The sequence below is a fragment of the Flavobacterium crocinum genome (assembly GCF_003122385.1).
Lineage (GTDB): Bacteria > Bacteroidota > Bacteroidia > Flavobacteriales > Flavobacteriaceae > Flavobacterium > Flavobacterium crocinum.
The window spans coordinates 3409691-3428620 of sequence record NZ_CP029255.1; the positions used below are offsets into that span (position 1 = coordinate 3409691).

General features: G+C 34.0%; 14 protein-coding genes. All 14 read right to left on the minus strand.

Translation table 11 applies throughout. The annotated features are described in order from the left end of the window. Positions 1-42 precede the first annotated feature (42 nt). Positions 43-441, minus strand: a complete 399-nt coding sequence (locus HYN56_RS15320) for a tautomerase family protein (RefSeq protein WP_109192973.1) — start codon at positions 439-441, stop codon at positions 43-45. A 61-nt stretch (positions 442-502) separates the two neighbouring features. Further along, on the minus strand, positions 503-1153 hold the full coding sequence (locus HYN56_RS15325) for a VOC family protein (protein ID WP_109194822.1): 651 nt from the start codon (positions 1151-1153) through the stop codon (positions 503-505). Positions 1154-1376: 223 nt separating this feature from the next. Further along, positions 1377-2519, minus strand: a complete 1143-nt coding sequence (locus tag HYN56_RS15330) for a cytochrome-c peroxidase (RefSeq protein WP_109192974.1) — start codon at positions 2517-2519, stop codon at positions 1377-1379. Between the two features lie 209 nt (positions 2520-2728). Then, the gene (locus HYN56_RS15335; RefSeq protein ID WP_109192975.1) at positions 2729-4213 is read right to left on the minus strand and encodes a hypothetical protein; all 1485 of its coding nucleotides are present in this window, start codon (positions 4211-4213) and stop codon (positions 2729-2731) included. After that, complete coding sequence (locus HYN56_RS15340; protein WP_240622562.1) at positions 4182-5639, minus strand: RagB/SusD family nutrient uptake outer membrane protein; 1458 nt, start codon at positions 5637-5639, stop codon at positions 4182-4184. The genes HYN56_RS15335 and HYN56_RS15340 overlap by 32 nt, the downstream gene beginning before the upstream one ends. A gap of 4 nt (positions 5640-5643) precedes the next feature. Beyond that, complete coding sequence (locus tag HYN56_RS15345; RefSeq protein WP_240622563.1) at positions 5644-8997, minus strand: SusC/RagA family TonB-linked outer membrane protein; 3354 nt, start codon at positions 8995-8997, stop codon at positions 5644-5646. 16 nt (positions 8998-9013) lie between these two features. Next, positions 9014-10120 (minus strand): FecR family protein, encoded by a 1107-nt coding sequence (locus HYN56_RS15350; protein WP_109192978.1) that lies wholly within the window; start codon positions 10118-10120, stop codon positions 9014-9016. Between the two features lie 67 nt (positions 10121-10187). After that, positions 10188-10787: an RNA polymerase sigma-70 factor gene (locus HYN56_RS15355; protein ID WP_109192979.1), complete on the minus strand. Its 600-nt coding sequence runs from the start codon at positions 10785-10787 to the stop codon at positions 10188-10190. 855 nt (positions 10788-11642) lie between these two features. Beyond that, positions 11643-12995, minus strand: a complete 1353-nt coding sequence (locus HYN56_RS15360; protein WP_109192980.1) for a DUF3526 domain-containing protein — start codon at positions 12993-12995, stop codon at positions 11643-11645. A 2-nt stretch (positions 12996-12997) separates the two neighbouring features. Further along, on the minus strand, positions 12998-14440 hold the full coding sequence (locus tag HYN56_RS15365) for an ABC transporter permease (protein ID WP_109192981.1): 1443 nt from the start codon (positions 14438-14440) through the stop codon (positions 12998-13000). 5 nt (positions 14441-14445) lie between these two features. Beyond that, complete coding sequence (locus HYN56_RS15370) at positions 14446-16743, minus strand: TonB-dependent siderophore receptor (RefSeq protein WP_109192982.1); 2298 nt, start codon at positions 16741-16743, stop codon at positions 14446-14448. A gap of 6 nt (positions 16744-16749) precedes the next feature. Continuing rightward, entirely contained in the window at positions 16750-17445 is a 696-nt protein-coding gene (locus HYN56_RS15375; protein ID WP_109192983.1) for an ABC transporter ATP-binding protein, read from the minus strand. 186 nt (positions 17446-17631) lie between these two features. Then, on the minus strand, positions 17632-17949 hold the full coding sequence (locus HYN56_RS15380) for a hypothetical protein (protein WP_240622564.1): 318 nt from the start codon (positions 17947-17949) through the stop codon (positions 17632-17634). A gap of 171 nt (positions 17950-18120) precedes the next feature. Then, positions 18121-18552 carry a DUF1810 domain-containing protein gene (locus HYN56_RS15385; protein WP_109192985.1) on the minus strand — a complete coding sequence of 144 codons (432 nt, stop codon included), beginning with the start codon at positions 18550-18552 and terminating at the stop codon, positions 18121-18123. Between the last annotated feature and the right edge of the window lie 378 nt (positions 18553-18930).

Consider the following 18930-nt stretch of genomic DNA (forward strand, 5'->3'; position numbering starts at 1 on the left):
CAATTCAAATAAATGAATTGGGCTTTATTTTTCAAGTCTGGTTTATTTTTTCAAATGTTTCTGCTCTTGAATTTCTCCATTTCCAAAAGACCAATTTTCAAGACCGTTATTCTCCAAAAGGATAATAATGACATTGTTGATTGGAATTGGTGTAGTCGAGGCAATTCTTATCGCAATTTGATGGTACAATTTCTTCTTTTGTTCTAAAGTTCTTCCTTGTCCTGCAGTTATCTGAACATAGATTATTTCATCAGAATGTGGAATTCCAAGGTAATTTTCAGGATATTTTATTTGATGGTTTTCTAATTCTTCAATTACATGAAAATAATCGGCTAAAGGAATATTAAATTCCTGGATTAAAGACTGATGAACGGATTCTGAAATGTTATTTTTTGTTTCCAGTGAAAGTTTTTTCGGAAGACTGATACGTACGAATGGCATTTTGGCTATTTTTAAATTAGTTGTTTAACGGAGGGCAATCTTTCAATAAAAATAAGAAATTTTAAAACTTTAGATCAAAACTATTTCCATTGTTTTGTAATCGAATTTCGGTTTTGTTGCTCTCAGAAGGCGTTTGTGTTGGATACCAATTTCGATTAGGCCTTACCATAATCAATAGACCTTCATCGTTGCCAATTGCTGCAAAAGCTTCACTATTGGTGTTTTTAGAAAAGAAATTTAGCCCATGTTTTTCAATTAATTGTTTTCCTAATTCTAATGGATTTTCATTTACGATTCCGATTTCACTTATATTTAAAATAGATTTAGAACTGAATGCTGAGGTCTCCGAATTATGGAGATCATGTCTGGCAATGAATTCTAATAAATTCCCGTTGTTATCATAAAAATAGATAGCATGGGCATTCCAGTTCTCAAAATTGGTTATAACATTTTGATCTTCAATTACAATTAAATCTGTTTTGTTACGACACCATTCAATGGCTTCATCCAGTTTGTTTTCCGGAATATTAAAGGCGAAATGATAAATAGATTTGAAATCCGGTTCTTCAATGAATTTCAGGATGGAATTTCCTGCCTGGATACTAACTGAATTTATGGTTTTTTCTATGACGGGCAGCTCCAGAATATCCTGATAAAAAGCAGTTGTTTTTTGAATATTGGGGGTCTGAATCTGTATGTGTTCTAATTTCATAATGTTTATTTTTTTTGAAGAATGAATACTTCTGTTTGTTTCAGACAAATTTAAAAAAGGAAGGCTTTCTTTGGATTGCTAATGAATTCTAAGCTTCAATAAAAGTATAATGAAAAAGTATGGAAGAATTTTACTTTATAAAAAAAAGCCCTTTTCAAAAATGAAAAGGGCTTGCATGATTTGCAAAATAATTGTGGCAAAATATAAATTATTTTTAACTAAACTATTTCGGCATTTCCGGAATGATGATTCTTCTTGTCGGCGTACTTAAAGTTTCTATGAAAGCCAATAAATCACTGATTTCTTCTTTACTCAAATCTAATTTTCTAAGCATCGGATCTGATTTTGGAATCAAAGAATCTCTGGCAGTTCCCAGATATTTTTTCTGAACAGGAGAAGGATTACCTAAATTGTACAATTCCACCACATCCAATAAAGTAGGGAAGTGTCCGTGATGCATCCAGGGTTTTGTATTTACTACTTCTCGTAAAGTGGGTGTTCTGAATTTGCCGATATCTTTTACATCTTTAGTCACATTATAACGGCCGAAATCTTCATTTTTGGTTCCGAATAAAGTCTGCCCGTCGTTATGAAACTGATTATCGCTAAAATATGGCGTGTTATGACAGTTGATGCATTGCGCTTTGGTTCTGAATAAATGAAGTCCTTTTACCTGCTGATCGGTATAAATCTCTGATTTTCCGCTTACAAACTGGTCAAATTTACTTTTCGGACTATTGATTGATCTTTCGAAAGTGGCAATAGCATATTGAATTCTTTCTAAAGTCACTTTTTTATCTCCAAAAGCGGCCGTAAACAACGAATTGTAGCCTTTAATTTTGGCAATTTTATCCACAGCAATCGTCAATTTTTCATTCATTTCTAACGGATCAGCAACAGGAAACTGCGCCTGATCTTCAAGACTTGAAGCGCGCCCATCCCAAAATAGGGAAGTGGCATAAGCCGAATTTAGAATTGTCATAGAATTACGTTTTCCCGTCTGGCGATCGTGTCCAAATGAACGCGTTAAATTATCTGTCCATCCCAATTCTGGATTATGACAGGAAGCGCAGGCAATTTGGCCGCTTCGCGATAGTCTTGGGTCAAAAAACAAAATCTTACCCAGACTCTCTTTTTCCTTGGAATAGGGATTATAAGCAGGATAAGGCACCGCAGGAAGTACGCCAATATCCTGAAATTTAGATTTATCAATACTTTCATGCAGTTCAGCGGCTGGCCATTTTGAAGCATCTCCGCTGGAATACAGTTTTCGTAACTCTTGAATATCAATATAATCGGAGCCTTCGGCTGTTTTGTACGCCGATAATCCGAGCAGGAATAAGATTGGTAAGATTAATTTTTTCAACTCTTTTGTTTTTTTGTTTTTTTGATTTGTTTGAAGTTTCAGGTTTCAGGTTTAAAGTTGCAGCAGAACGTGAAACCTGAAACTTGAAACTTGAAACCTGAAACATTTTTTTTATGCCAAAAGCTTTGTCAAAGTTTAAAACTTTGACAAAGCTTGAAAAGTTCCAGACTGTCAACTGCGACTGAACACTAAAATCTGTACACTGAACACTAAAGCGTAACTTCTTTAGGACATGAAATACTTAAAGCAGCCGGTTTAGGATATGTTCTATTATTATACATTCTATATTGCGTAGAAACAGTTCCTCCAAACAGTTTGTCGTTTGTTAATTTTAATTCAAATGAGATTTCATACAAACCAGCACTGATTTCTTTATAGGTTCCTTCTCCTGAAATAGCTATGACATGAGTATTTGTAGCACTAGATCCAATTGTAATATCCTGCGGAATTACTAATACAGTTCCTTCAGTTTTGCTTGTTCCGTTTGCTGGGAAAAATTCTAAAGCCGAAGTGATATTAAATCCAGGCGAAATGGCTGCCGAGTTACTTTCGTTAGAAAACCATCTTTTTAAACCAAAAGAATTTACAGTATTGGTTCCGGTTGCGACATTAAATCCAATTTTAAATGCATCATGATACACATCATCATTTGGATTTGCCGTTCCTTTATCGCTGTACAAAATAGCATTTTCATTGTCTTTTGTTACTACAACTGGAAAAGTCAAAGCATTAAAAGTCTGCCAAGAACAAGCACCGTTGACACTGAACCAATGTTCACCATAAGTTAAGTAAAAAGCATTTGTTGGATCTGTAAATTTAGATGCCGGGTTTGCTTGAATATCTCTTGGTGATTTTATTGGTTTAACGATAGTTAGGTTGATACTTCCTGTTGCATTGTAATTAGGCGTATTTACTAAGGTAATTTTAGATTCATAACGTGCATCATCATTTTGAATATCTTCTAGTAAAGTTAAATGATAGGTAATTGAGCTTCTGTTATCTCCATAATCGTCATGAGTCAAAGAATACTCGAAACCATTTTGAAATTTAAAGATCGAGACTTTTTCAATTTCTTCAGGAAAGAATCCATTTGGGAAATTCACTTTAAAATCGATAGTTTCGCCAACTTCACCTTTTACAATAAGCTGGTTTACAGGGAATGTATAGTTTGTTGTAATTGCTGCCAAATCAATTTTGAAAGTATCATTTGGATATGCCGAATTCTGATTTCCAATATGAATATCCGGATCAGATACAGTTTCCAATTTTAAACTAATACTTTGATTTGCAGACCATCTTTTATCAAAAGAAACAAAAATGGTATCAGTTAATTTACTTCCTTCAAATACTAATTGATTTACTGGATTTACAGTAAAACTTTCGTTATCTCCAGTTGAAGAAACCGCACTGAAATTTGCGGTTACCGGACTTTTTAACGCACGAGTAGTTAAAGCAACCGGAATTTTTAGTGTTTTTACAGAACTATTTGTATATGTGGACTGAGGTACTAAAACAGAATTTACCATAGGATATTCTAACGGAATATTATTGCTGTTTACCAAGAAGTTAAATCTTAAATACGGGTCAATCTCAGAGCCAAGTTTGTAATCATCTTTTGAGCAAGAAGCCAAAAGTAATGTTGCTGATAATATGCTGAATATCTTAATAGGATTCATTTTGCTGTAAGTTTTCATTAAGATTAATATTGGATTGTGGTATTGGAAGTACAAATTTTAGAGATGGATATGTCATACCGCAGTTTGTAGAAATACACCCGTCATTTCTTGAAATATCTTTGTGATTACGAATTAGATCAAAAAACAAGTGTCCTTCAAAACAAAGTTCTTTTCTTCTTTCTAAAAGTATTTCTTCTTTTAGGTTTGAAGTGTTTGTAAGTAAAGTGGCATTAGCACGCGCACGAATTGTATTGATGTCTTGCATTGCAATTGCAGACTGATTGTTTTCTAGCGCTGCTTCGGCACGAATTAAATACATTTCGCTAAGTCTAAATGCTACATAACCAGCATTATCTTGAAATTTTCTTGTAAAATTGTATGGACGAGGAGTTAACAGCCCATTTCCTAAAGTTTGAAGATTAACCGTTAGAAATAATTGCTTTCTGATGTCATTATTCTCATAAAGGTTTACAAGATCATTTGAAGCAACATATTTTGCGTAAGTGTTTGAATTGTAACCAAAATAATTTGACATTGAAGTTGATGCTGTATTTTCGGCATCTTTTGGAATTGAAAACTCTAGCAAAGCCTCAGAAACGGGAAGATCTGGCTGCGCCCATTGTGCAATATAATTTTCAGAACTCATTAATTGAAATCCCGAATTTGTAATTACATCATTTGCTGTTTCATAGGCATTTGTCCAGTCTCTTTTGTACAAATAAACTCTAGCTAATAGTGCTTTTGTATTGTTTCTGTTAAAATAAGAATAAGTCGGTCCAGCCATTGAAGGATTATCGGAGTAATTGTCTATAGCCGATTTAAGGTCTTCAATAATAAGTGAATAAGTAACCGAAAGCGTTTCTCTCTTTGGATATTTGAGTCCCGCTTTTATGGATTCTTTATTATACACAATACCCAAATGTGAAGCATCTGAAGTATAAGAATAGTTTTGGCAATAAACTTGCGATAACAAAAAGTGGGCATAAGCCCTTATGGTTAAAGCTTCAGCTATTATCTGTTTTTTTTCGGAATCAGTTGCATCACTTAATTTAGGCGTATATTCTAAAAGTAAATTAGCCTGATTAATGATACTGTAATTGCCACTGTAAAAACTAACAAAATTACTTGTTTCTGCAGTATCTTCAAAAGAATATACTTCTCTTATGTTTACTCCTGATGTAATCTGTCCAGCACTATTTCCAGATGAGGTAGGCGTAAATTTTAGATTTCCGCCTTGTAAATCAGAATAAACAGCAAAACGTTCCCCTCTCACATTGGCTTCTACATCGCGGTAAAGTCCTTTTAAAGCGATTAAAACCCCTTCTTTATTTTGCAGAAGTTCATCTATGGATGTTTGTGTTCCTGGCTCTTGTTCCAGAAAATCACTACAGCTTTGTAATGAAAAAATCAGAATTATTATTGTTATGTATTTTAAATATTTCATCGTTTTAAAATTTTGCATTTACACCAAGCGAAATTGTTCTTGCCTGTGGATAGATAAAACTAAACTCTCGAATTCCATTCATTCCTTTTGGACTTTTTTCTTTGTACCAGTACAATACATTTGTAGCATCAGCAAAAACGGCAAGTGAGTCTAGAAAGATATTTTTGATGGGTACATTATAACTCAAGTTAATATTGCTTAATCTTACATAAGTAGCATCATAAACATATTTACTCAAATTTGCGGTAACAGGTACAATCGTTACAGCAGCGTATGGAACTACATCTCCTGGATTTCTCCAGTGACTATATGCATTTACTGAAAGATTTCTGTTTGAAGTATTCGAATATTTATCAATTACAGCATCTGATGCAAAGAAATCACCCCCTAATTGAAAATCTCCTCTAAAAGTTAATGCAAGATTTTTGTAAAAAGTAAAGCTATTATAGAATCCGCCATAAGCTTTTGCTTGAGTATCTCCAATTGGTTCCCAATCAGCTATAGTAAATAAAGATTTGTAAGTTGCAAGATCATAAACTTGTCCATTTTTTGTAACTAAATCTCTTCCTGTTGCAGGATCAACGCCTACCCAGTTTATTCCCCAAACTGTAGTTGAACTGTAGCCAATTTTTTGGGCTAAAGCTAGTTCGGCTGTAGAAAAATCGCTTCCTAAACCTTTTAAGGCAGTCACTTTACTATCAACAGTAGAAATATTAAAAGCGGTAGTCCACTTGAAATTATCATTTTTTATCCATTTAATTCGAGTTTGAAATTCTAATCCTTGATTATACATGCTTGCAGCATTTAATTGCATAGAATTGTAACCAGTTTCAGTAGGAATATCTCTTGTAGTAATCATATCGCTTTTGTTGTCACGATAGTATTCAAGTGTAAATTCAATTCTGTTAAAGATATTGAAGTCAATTCCAGCATTGAATTTTGTGTTCTTTTCCCAACCTAAATTTCCGTTTGGTGCGTAACCTGGAGTTGCGCCTGTACCGCCATTATAGTTGTTTTGAACATAATTGTATAATCCTTTTGAACGATATGAACCAATTCTAGAATTTCCTGTTGTACCGTAGCTTGTTTTTAATTTTAAGAAATTCACCCAGCAATTATTGTTAAAAAAGCTTTCATTACTTATAATCCAGCTTGCTCCGGCGCCTCCATTATTGGCTACATCATTATCATCTCCAAAAACAGAACTTTGGTCACGGCGGAAATTAACTAACAAATAGTAACGTTTTTTATAATTATAATTGACTTGTGAAAACAAAGAAACTCTTGAATTATAACTAATTTCATTTCCATAAGTTTGGTTGCTTGTAGATTCATCCACATTAGGAGTTAGCGGATTATCATCTCGCATTGCATTAGAGACAGGATTTATAACATTTGGATTTACGAAACCTATTCCAGATTGATAGTGAAAATCGGTTTTATCTTCAGAAAGTTCAAAACCAACAACACCGTCAATGGTATGATTTTCATTAAGTTGTTTATCAAATAAAGCTTGGCCCTGCCAGTTCCATTTCGTTGCATTTCTTTGATTCAAAAGACGTCGTCCCCATCTTGGATAAGTAATATTATCTAAGACAAAAGTTCCTGTAAATTGACCGCTTTCGTTCTCAGCAGAAAAATAACGATCCTGGTCTTTATCAACATAATCCATTCCGAAAAGAGTAGAGAATTTCAAGAAATTATTCAGCTTATACGAAATACCAAGACTTCCTAAAATACCATACGTATTGGCTACATTTTTATTTTGCTCTATTGCCGCTAAAGGATTTCCTCTCGTCATACCGCTGACTCCTAGATAAGAATAAGAACCATCAGCGTTGTACGGAGACAGAGTAGGGAGGTAAGCAAAAGAATAAAAAATATTTGGAGCATCTTTCTGGATATAACTAGGGTTCAGCATTAAACTAATATCTAATTTTCCAGAGCTATATCCTAGATTAATTCCCGCATTCAATTGTTTGGTACTGTTTCCCATTTGCGGTTCATCAATTTTTGTATAGCTGATATTGGTTCGGTATGAAATTTTTGATGTAGAACCAGAAACATTAAAATTATATTTATTAAAAATCCCTGACTTGTTTAAAAGTCCAAACCAATCTGTATTTACACCATTATAAGTAAGCGGCGCAGTTCCTGGAGAAGTATTTTTCAAAAATTCATTTCGTAGCTCTGTGTACTGCTCGCCATTAAGATATTTAATCTGGTTAATTGCAGAAGAAATCCCCAGCTGATTAGAGAAACCAAATTGAGTTTTTCCTTTTTTCCCTTTTTTAGTGGTAATTAAAATTACTCCATTTGCTCCGTCTGCACCATAAATTCCAACGGCGGCGGCATCTTTAAGAACCGATATTGTTTCGATAGTTTCTGGCGCAATTTTCATTAAAGGATTTCCGAAGCTTTCAGTAAAATCTCCGTTACCACTAAAATAGGCACTGTCAATACCATATTCTTCGCCCATAATTACTCCATCAATAATGATAAGAGGCTGACTAGAAGTTCCTGTACGAGCTCCTGTTAAAGAAGGTAAAGTACCCTGTCCGCGGATGTTAATTTTGACTGGCCCACCAACTCCAGAAGTATTTTCTACCATAACACCTGCAATCTGTCCCGTAATCATTTTGTCTACACTTTCGGAAGCTTGTTCAACAGCAATGTCTTTAGCTTGCAAAGTTGAGATACTGCCCACAATTTCTTCTTTCAGTTTTTTAGTTCCGTATGAAGAAGTGATTACAACCTGATCCAATTCGTCACTAACTTCCTTAAGATAAAAAACAAAATCTTTTTTATAACCAGCGGTTTGAGTCTGCGTTTCCATTCCTAAAAAGCCAACTTCAAGAACCTGATCTTTAATGTTATTTCCTTTTAGTTCATAAGCAAATTTCCCGTTATAGTCCGTTATAGCGCCCATTCCGGTGCCTTTTATGCGAATTGTTGCTCCCGGAAGCGGCTGTCTGTCTTTTGCGCTGTAAACGGTTCCTTTTATAATTCGATCGGTTTCCTGAACATCCGAATTAGATTGGTCAACGGGCGTTGCATCTGTCAATAAAACCTGCTTTTTCTGAATATAGTAGGAGATATTCGTGCCTTTTAATAACTTTTTTAGAGTAGTTTCTAACGAAGCATTATCAACATCTATATCGGTTAACTGCTCTGCATCTATTTTTTTAGCATTATAAATGATTCTAAAATCAGATTGCGCTTCAATAGATTTGATAATTTGGCTTATAGGTTTGTTTTTGACATGTAATGTAATGGTTTTGTTTTGCGCAAAACCTTTAAAACTGGATATAAGGAGGGCTAAGAAAAACAGAATTTTTCTTAAGTTATTGGGTATCATTAAAGTCATGTTTTATTTAGTTGTGGAAAATAGGTGTAATGGTAATTGTTTTTTGTTCAATAGAATAATTAAAAGGCGTGTCACGTTTTAGAAGATCTAAAATGTTCTCGACACTAGACTCACTGATTTTAATTGAGCCGGTAAAATTCTGTTTGGCCAAAACAGCATTTTCGTTGATGATTTCAACGTCGTAGGTGCGCTCAATTATTTTTGTAATCGTAGAAAATGGGGTGTTGTTGAAGGCAAGTTCACCTTGTGTCCAGGCTTCGTAAAAAGAAGTATCAACGTTTTTCGTTGTAATTTTCTTAGACTGATTCTGCCATATAGCCATTTGGGAAGGCTTTAGCAAAACAGTGTTTAAAGGATTTTCTTTTTCAGACATTTTAATGCTTCCTTCGACCAAAACACTGCTCAAGGTTTTGTCTTCAGGGTAAGCACTTACATTGAAACGCGTTCCAAGAACTTCAATTTCAACCTGATCTGAATGTACAATAAACGGATGCTGCTTGTCTTTAGCAACTTCAAAAAATGCTTCACCGGTTAAATAAACATTTCTTTTTCCGTTTATTCCAAATTGTTCGGGATATCGTAAAGTAGTTCCTGAATTTAAACTTACCAGAGTTCCGTCTGAAAGTTTAAGTTTGAATGTTTTTCCGTACGGAACTTTTAGGGTATTGTATAAAACGTCTTTGTCTTGAACTTTTCCAAAATAAACAATCTGATCCGGAAATTTTCTGGCAACCAGTTCTCCTTTATCATTTACTAATGTATTCAGATTTTTTTTGGTGAAAAATTCCAAACGTCCATCGCCTAATTCCAGAACAACTTCTTTTGAAACAGCTGTTCTTTCATTAAAATAAAAAGCCAGTTTTCCTAAACCAAATAAAACAACAAGAATGGCCGCGTATTTAAAATACGTTCTTATTTTATTTTTTGGTTTTAATGCCACTACTGGAACTTCACGTGAAATAGTTCCGGAAAGCGCGGTTAAGGCCCAGGTCTTTTTTAAAGATATAAATTGCTTTTTGTTTTCTTCTGAGGCTTCAATCCATTCAAAAAGTTGCTGTACTTCTTGTTCTGAAGCTTCATTAGATAAGTATTTATAAATTATTTCCGATGTCATAAATGCGTTTTTATACTTCTCGCTATTGTTAGTACACTTCAGAATTAAAATACCCTACCTTTTATTCTTAATTATTATAAATAAGGATAAAAATTAAAAATAAATAATCGGATAATTTGGTCTTCAAAATCTTTAAAGCCTTTGTCATATGGGCTTCTACGGCTTTTAAAGTCACTTCCATTTCTTCTGCGATTTCTGCATTTTTTTTATTCTCGAAGCGTTTTTTTATAAAAACTTCGCGGGTTTTTGGAGGCAGTTCGCTGATGGATTCCTGAATAATGCGTTCTAATTCTGTTAATTCCAGAGTGTCAAATTGAAGAGAATTTAAAACTTCAATATCCAATTCTCTTTCTTTGTGGTTAAGGAGGTCATTCCTGAATTTATCTTTCACTTTATTGTGGCGAATTAAATTCAGGCATTTAGATTTGGCGTAGGTAAACAAGAAAGCCTGAATTCCATTAAGAGATTCAACATTTTCTTTGTTCTGCCATAAGTGGAGCAGGGCTTCCTGAGCTAGATTTTCAGCTTCGTCCTGATCATAAATAAACTGAACGCTGAAAGATTGGATTCTCCTAAAGTATTTGTCGTAAAAAAAAGTATAAGCAGTCTCGTCGCCTTCCTTAAAGGAATGGAAAAGATTTAATTCGAAACTGTTATTTTGGTTCATTAAACGAAATTTACTTAGAAAAAGCAATATTAAGTAAATTTTAAAAACTACTTGTATCTGCTAAGAAAGCGGCAAATATAAAAGTTTATTTATATTAATTCTAAATAAAATAAAATTAATGAATGTTTGAAGAAATTTTATTCAGAATAGGTTTATTTTAGAGTAATTCGTATGATACGTTGGGCTGATTTTACCGCAAAGGTCGCAAGGTTTTTTTGATAAGGTGGATGTTCTCTAAACGCAAAAGTTCGCAAAGCTTTATGTAGAAACTTTGCGAACTTTGTATTTGAAGAATATAATTTAAAAACTTAGTGACCTTTGCGTAAACCTTTGCGCTCTTTGCGGTTAAAAAAAACTTTCGAACTTATTTTTTTGCTACAGATTAAAAGGATTAAAAATGATTTAAACCTGTGCTAATCTGTGAAATCTGTGACTAAATAAATTTAAAATGCAGATTGAAATTCATTGTGTTGATTTTACCGCAAAGAGCGCAAGGTTTTTTGATATGCTGGGTTTTATAGGAATGCAAAAGTTCGCAAAGCTTTGTGTAAAACTTTGCGAACTTAATTTTTAGCCACAGATTAATGGATTAAAATGATTTAAATCTGTGCTAATCTGTGAAATCTGTGGCTAAAAAAATAGACAGGACATAAATTCATTGTGTTGATTTTACCGCAAAGTTCGCAAGGTTTTTTGACAAGCTGAGGTTTATAAAAACACAAAAGTTCGCAAAGCTTTGTGTGAAAAACTTTGCGAACTTTCATAACAAAGTTTATCCGTGTAGCTTTAAAAAAAAAACTTTGCGACCTTTGCGTTAACCTTTGCGACCTTTGCGGTTAAAAAAAAACTTTGCGGTTAAAAATAAGCTTTGTTGTTAAAATTCCTCCATCCAAAGCCAATCAATATTAAAATAAAAAGTAATAACGGTAAAAATGCTTTTAAAAAGCTGATTTCGGTCGAATCTTTAAATGTTTCAATTTTATAATTCTCCCATTTTTGTTGATCAACGGCTTCGTTATCAAATATTTTAGGATAAAAATGCAGACGAAGTTTTTCATGAAATTGCGTTGTTTCTTTTAAAAACAAAAGCTGGTTACGTAAATCCGATTTCGCAATATCGTTTAACTGAATCTGAGTATGAAGCGTTGGAATAAATTGTGCAATCAATTCGCTGGCACGGTTTCGCTGTTCCAATTTAGCGTACAATTCCTTAGACTGCACTGCCGATTCGTCGTCGCCCATTTGCTGCATGGCAAAATACCAAAGCCAGCAGAATTCTTTATCTGCTGGAATCTTATACTCCCGAAACTGAGGATAATGTTTATAAAATTTTTCCATCGTTTCATTTTTATCCATGTCCCACTTTTCATGATAGGCATTTCGCTGTTGTATAGTGAGCTCCAGCGCTTCAGGAATTTTATATTTATTTACAATAAATGCATTAATTCCGGCAGGAACAATAATGATTAAAAACAGCCAAATTGTAAGTAGTGAAACGGCATTAAAATTAGAATGCATTTGCAGGGAAACAATGAAAAAACAAACCGCAAACCAAAATAATATGTATAGAATTCCAATTCCGTAGAAAATAAAAAAAGACTGATCCAACGGAATATTTAAGAACAAAACAGCAGTAAATAGCAAAACCGTAAACAAAGCCATCAAACTCAAAATCCTTACATAAAATAACTGCAAGATGTATTTGAAAGTATTCTGACTCTGTGTTGCCACAATTTTCCAAGTACCGCTTTCTTTTTCTTCTGAAATTACATTATAAGAGAAAGCAATAATCAGAAGCGGAAATAAATAAACCAGTACAAAACTAAAATCAATATTTCCGGACAAAAGATTGTTTGGATTATTGAGTTCTGCATCGTATTTCTGACCTTCTAAACCGCGAATCGTCACATTTTGAATAGAAGGATTAACATCGCGTTGGCCAATGGCTAAACTGTTTATAGGTAATGTATTATTGACCAAAGAAAACTTGATATAATACAATAAAAGACCGATTTCGTCTTTATGAAACGCCGCATTTCTGGCAATATGTTCTTTTTGATAAATGGCAGCTTCCTGAATGTTCTTTTCTTGTTTATCCTGAAACTGGTTTCCAATTAAAAGACTGATAAAACCGATACATAACAGAAAAAGCAATCCAATTTTAGTCCCTTTTGATCGAATGAAATTTTTAAATAATAATGATAACATAATTAGATGGCTTTAAGTTTATGTGATGCGATTCTAATCAAAATAAAAAGCACCGCAATCCAGAGCAGAATTGAAATGATAGAGACGATTTCGTTTTTAAGAACCGTTCCGATTTTTTCAGGTTCATAATGAAATTCTTCTACTTCAGCCCAATGTTCTTTTCCAATAATTTTTGGCTCATCCGATTTTGTATTGCTGATATATTTGATCTGCAAAGCGTTCATTTTCTGTGCCATTGCGTAACGATAATCTTCGGCTTGTTTCTGAAAATCAATGTACGATTCGTAATCGGTATTCGACAATCCCATTGATAAATTTTTGATGGCGATATAAGGATTTAGAAAAGAAACCGTCTTAGAAAAGCTATTTTGTTTTTTGTAAATCTTTAAAAGTTCGGCTAAATGTTCGTTGTAAATTCTGGAACTTATTTTTTCGCCTTCGGTCATAATGTATCCCGAATAATTGAACGGAAGTTTCTGTACCGAATCGACTTTATAAGCCAAAAGCAAAGAATCTTTGATTTTTTTATAATGCGGATCATTTGGGTTATGACTGTCGCCTTCTTTTAAAATATCTTTTTCGATATCACTGGTAAACTGGATTTTAGAAGGCGCTTCATAAATATAAGCACCAATTGCCTGCGTCGTTCTTGGCAGAATAATAGTAAATAACAGCCAAATTCCAATAAGCGTAATTAATGCTTTTTTGGAAGTTTTGCTTACCGCAGAAATCAAAACCGCAATCACACAGAAGAATAGGAGATAAGCCAAATGAAAAAAGATAAACAAAAGCATTTTTATCGTTTCGTCTGCCGTAATAGAAAAGTTTTGTAAAAAGAGCCAGACCAAAACTAAAATAATAATGGTTGGAACAAAAAGAAGCATAATAACGCTTGCAATTCCTAAAGTTTTTCCAATTAAAAGCTGTTTCCAATTGATTCCCTGAGTTAATAGAATTTTTAAAGTGCCGTTTTCACGTTCGTAAGCAATGGCATTAAAACCTAAAAAGAAAATAAGAAGCGGTAATAAAACCTGTAGAACCATAGCAATACTGATTTCTCCAAAACGAAGCATACTGTTTGAAAAACCAGCTTCAGAGAAATTGGCAGTATTTTGTTTGTGCGCTTCAAGAAAAATAGCATTTCCAAAGAAAGGTTCCATTCCGAATTCGAAAACACTCAAAGGCGTACTTTTTCTAAAGGCAAAATTGCCGTAATGTGCCATTCTATGCGGATTTTTATCTGGATTTTTTAACCAGTCTTCTCTCGATTCATGCTGGTATTTTTCGCTCGTTTCATTTTGGGTTTTGTAATTGTCCCAGCCTGTAAAAGCCGCATATAAAAGCAAAATGCCAATGATAGCCGTTATGATATAGATAGCAGAATTTTTAAAAATAGATTTTCTAAAATGTCTGGCTATCAGTATTTCTGATTGTAATATTTTCATATCAATTAAAATCTATAAGTTACGGTAAGATTTACGTTTCGCGGACTTCCCGGAAACAATCTCAAATAATTTTGTGCGCCCAGCCAGTAGGTTTTATTTAGAAGATTTCCAGCGTTTAAGGCAATCTGCATATTGCTTCCGTTTGGTTTGTAATAAATAGCGGCATCAAAAATGGTAAAATCTGGAAGCGTAAAATCTCTAGTAAACCAAGGTACTTTACTGCTTTGATACTGTATTCCAAAACCAATTCCAAAATCATCTAAAACAGAATCTGAATTAAAGTTGTAGCGTGTCCAAAGATTAGCGCTGTTTTTTGGCGTATTTTGCTTTCTCTGTCCAATTAATGCAGCATTGGCGTCATTGGTAATTTCGGCATCAATATAACTGTAAGAAGCATTTACCTGCCAGTCTGGAGTAATATATCCTGCCAGATCACATTCAAAACCACGGCTTCTTTCAGAACCTCTTGTAACCAGTAAGTCAGGGTTTACAGGATCATTGGCATTCATCAAAATATTACGCTGATTGATTTCGTAAACCGCAGCGTTAAAACTTACGGAATTATTTAGAAAAACCGCTTTTACTCCAAACTCTTTTAAATCACTTTCCAGCGGTTTAAACAAACTTCCGCCGGGCAGACTTCCCGTTTGAGGCATTAAAGTAACAGTATTAGACTGTGGTTGATAACCTTCAAGATAAGTAGTGTAAACATTTATGGCATCGTTCACGGTATACGTAATGCCGATTCTAGGAAGTAATGCTGTCTTTTTAACTGTTAATTCATTATTGGTTTCATAATTTGTAATGTCTTCAAACCATTCGTTTCTTAATCCCAACAAAAAAATGAATTTATTCCACTGAATCTGATCCTGAATATAAATGGCATTTGTTGTCGTTAATGCCGACGGAAGCGCCGTACGAACATTTAAAACATAGTCCTGCGTATTTCTTAAAGCATACGACGGATTGTTTAAATCGAAGAAATTGACGTTTGGTTTGGGTAAAACAATACCATTTACAGTTACCGTTTGATAATTAGAAGAATTTGCAGGAACAAAAGTATTTGCAACAGTTCCATCATTTAACAAATAACCTCTCGCTGCATTTTGTCCGCCTCCTTTGTTTTTATTCCAGCTGCTGAGATCGTAACCTGTCAATAGTTTGTGATTGAGTTTTCCGGTTTTGAAATCAAAATTAAAATAGGTGCTTAGATTATCTATGTCCCAATATTGCTGGCGCTGTACATATTGCATCATAGCAAGACTTGTCACAGGCTGATTATTCATATCAACTGCAAAAGTATTCGTGGTGCGGTGTTCCTGAAGATCTTCTGTCCAGGTCTGTTTCATATACGAAACGTTGAATCCCACTTTCGAAGAAAACTTATGAGCAAAATTGGTCATCAAAATCATTTCTTTTGATTTGAAAAAATCTCCTGAAGCTCCTAAATTTAGACTGATTGGTGTTTTGTTTAAATCCGTTTTTCCGGCAACAGCGCCAAAAATAGGCTGTCCGCGGTCTAAAACTCCAGTCATGTTACTCAAAATCAATTCGGTATTGATTGCCGTTTTTTCATTTGGAATATAACTGAAGGAAGGCGAAAACAGGAACGATTTATTGTTCACCAAATCACGATACGATTTTGCTTCCTGGTACGCTCCGTTTACACGATATAAAAGCGTTTTGGATTCGTTTAAAGGCCCTGTAAAATCTAAGGTCCCGCGTAAAGTGCTAAAACTTCCAACAGAAAAACTGACTTCTTTTCGATCTGTTGCCAAAGGTTTTTTTGTCACCATATTGATACTTCCACCTGGATCAACAGATGAAAATGTGGCACTAGAGGGGCCTTTGATTACTTCAACACGTTCAATATTACTCGTTAAGGGCTGTAGAAAATAATATTGTCTGGTTCGCATTCCGTTGATAATCTGGCCTTCTTCGTTCTGGCTGATGCCTCGAATGGTATATTGATTATAATAACTAGCCGGAATTACGCCACTTGCCATTTTTACGACATCTGCGAGATAAATAGCTCCTTTGTCAGCAATTAACTCTTTGGTAATGCTGGAAGTAGACTGCGGAATATCTTTGTTTAATGTCGCCGTTTTAGTTGCTGAAAAGGAATAGTCGCTGTTATACTTTCGCGTTGAGCGACCAATAATTTCAACAGTCTGTAATTCATTTCTTTTAGATTCCAATTCCAAAGAATCCTTAGAAATGCTGTCTCTTACTTTTCCGCCGTTTTGTGCTTTTACAACAGAAATGGTACTTACTATAAACAGTAAAGAAAGTGTATTTTTCATTTGATTCTAAACGGTTTGTAAATACAAATCTTCCAGTTCGTTAGCCGAAATTTTATCTGCTTCGATCACTGTTACAAGATTTCCCTGTTTCATAATTCCGATATGCGAAGCGACTTCCCGCGCTCTGAAAATATCGTGGGTTGCCATTAAAATAGCCGTTCCGTCTGCCGAAAGTTCTTTTAAAATCTGAGAGAATTCGTTGGAAGCTTTTGGATCTAAACCGCTTGTAGGTTCGTCCAGTAAAAGCACTTTGGCTTTTTTTGCAATAGCAATCGCAATTCCCACTTTTTGACGCATTCCTTTAGAGTATCCGCCTAAATTTTGATCGTGCGCTTTAACTTGCAAACCCGCTTTGTTCAGGAAATAAGTCAGTTCTCCTTTAGAATATTTAAAGCCGGCAAGTGAAGAGAAAAATTTAAGGTTTTCTAAACCTGTTAAATTGGGGTAAAGCATTACAGTTTCTGGAATGTAAGCGACAAATTCTTTAGTCGTTTTTGCGTTTAAAGTAACCGGAATATTATTGATGGTTAAAGTTCCTTCGGAAGGTTCTATAAAACCTAGAAATAAATTAATTGTAGTCGTTTTTCCAGCGCCATTTTGCCCTAAAAGAGCAAATATTTCGCCTTCTTTAATCGTTAAATTTAGGGCATTCAAAGCAGTATAATCACCATATTTTTTGGTGAGGTTTTCAGCTGTCAACATATTTTTGTATTTGGATTTAAGTTTTAATAAAAGGGGTTCTTGAAGCGTTTTAGTGCATCAAAAGAATTTGAGATATAAAATTGAGGTTTACAGCGGTCTATTCGCGAAAGCGTAAATACATTGCTTTCCCTTTTCAATCAAACAGAATGAAAAGAGAGCTTTTAAAATGAAAAACTCAAAGTAAACTTAGAATAGAACAGGAGGCGCCCTTAAAGCAAATAAACTGCCTTTAAAGAAAGTTGAAACCGATTTGGTATAAACAAATACAGGTTTGATTTCAATTTGTATTTTCTGAAAAATAACAGCGTCAAATGTATTTGGAATGTAAGTGCTGAATGTAAAATGACAAATATGGCATTTGGTATCTACATCGTGGCTGTGGGTAATTTCCTTTTGATTGGCACTGGTGTGATGCTCGCAGGGCTTTTCTGAAAGCTCTTTAAAAACATGTTCATACGAATGTACAGTCTGAAATAGCATTGCGGACAATACTATAATAGACATTAGGAAATTGATAATTAAAAATCTCTTCTTCATTCCAAATAAACAGCTGATTTTTTAGTGATATTAAAAACGCAACAGTGTTGCAAAGATAGATATCTCATTTTGAAATACTGTAAAACCAACTTTATTTTTTTGGAAAGTTTATTCGTAAACCCTTATTTTACGCCCGTTTTACAGGTTACTGTATAACAATTGTAAAGTGTGAAAGTCAGAAGAACCGTCGAAATATTTATGCAAAACTTCCTGAAAAATCGGTTCGACATTCTGTACACTCGCAAATAAAGTCATCGAAGATTTTAGGTTTTCGATATCATCATTCACAAATATTTCGTCGACTGTTTCTTCTTTTTTGATTAATTCGGATGTGATTTCAACCAAATGTTTTCCTAAAATAGGATGTTCCAGAAAAGCAATTGCTTCATCGGCATTTTTGATTTCGTAGAATTTAGAAGTATCACTGGAACCCATTCCTTTTATTTGAGGAAATACAAACCACATCCAGGGAGATTCCTTTTTACCATTTTTAATTTCGTCCAGAGCAGTCAGATATAATTTGTTCTGCGCATCTAAAAAACGAAGCAGTTCATTGTTGTTGTAGGCCATTACTTACTGATATTTTTGGGGGCTATCAGGTGATAAATCTACTGAAAATATATTTACTTGTATAGTATGAAATTCTTTTTTTTAACAGTGTTTTCAACCAAAAAGTTACAAAAGAATTATGGGGAATTTGAGGCTAAATTCTAACAAAATAGATTATATATTATAAGAGCAGTTTTTCGATAATAATTATGCTTTAACAGAAAAAATCGTACTAATAATTGATTTTTATGTTATAAAATATAGTTTTAATTCGTAATTCTGTTATGATTTTCCTATTTTTACTTAAAGAGCATTCATGGAATTGCTAAATTAAATTAAAATTTGAGTTGATATTCAATACTTTAATATCAATTTTTCTAACGAGCAAAATTCGCTCAC

Bases quoted from the DNA above. Each gene is read 5' to 3' on its own strand.
- HYN56_RS15375 (WP_109192983.1), bottom strand. From the start codon at position 17,445: ATGTTGACAGCTGAAAACCTCACCAAAAAATATGGTGATTATACTGCT.
- HYN56_RS15325 (WP_109194822.1), bottom strand. From the start codon at position 1,153: ATGAAATTAGAACACATACAGATTCAGACCCCCAATATTCAAAAAACA.
- HYN56_RS15350 (WP_109192978.1), bottom strand. From the start codon at position 10,120: ATGACATCGGAAATAATTTATAAATACTTATCTAATGAAGCTTCAGAA.
- HYN56_RS15345 (WP_240622563.1), bottom strand. From the start codon at position 8,997: ATGATACCCAATAACTTAAGAAAAATTCTGTTTTTCTTAGCCCTCCTT.
- HYN56_RS15340 (WP_240622562.1), bottom strand. From the start codon at position 5,639: ATGAAATATTTAAAATACATAACAATAATAATTCTGATTTTTTCATTA.
- HYN56_RS15365 (WP_109192981.1), bottom strand. From the start codon at position 14,440: ATGAAAATATTACAATCAGAAATACTGATAGCCAGACATTTTAGAAAA.
- HYN56_RS15370 (WP_109192982.1), bottom strand. From the start codon at position 16,743: ATGAAAAATACACTTTCTTTACTGTTTATAGTAAGTACCATTTCTGTT.
- HYN56_RS15380 (WP_240622564.1), bottom strand. From the start codon at position 17,949: ATGTCTATTATAGTATTGTCCGCAATGCTATTTCAGACTGTACATTCG.
- HYN56_RS15355 (WP_109192979.1), bottom strand. From the start codon at position 10,787: ATGAACCAAAATAACAGTTTCGAATTAAATCTTTTCCATTCCTTTAAG.
- HYN56_RS15385 (WP_109192985.1), bottom strand. From the start codon at position 18,552: ATGGCCTACAACAACAATGAACTGCTTCGTTTTTTAGATGCGCAGAAC.
- HYN56_RS15360 (WP_109192980.1), bottom strand. From the start codon at position 12,995: ATGTTATCATTATTATTTAAAAATTTCATTCGATCAAAAGGGACTAAA.
- HYN56_RS15335 (WP_109192975.1), bottom strand. From the start codon at position 4,213: ATGAAAACTTACAGCAAAATGAATCCTATTAAGATATTCAGCATATTA.
- HYN56_RS15320 (WP_109192973.1), bottom strand. From the start codon at position 441: ATGCCATTCGTACGTATCAGTCTTCCGAAAAAACTTTCACTGGAAACA.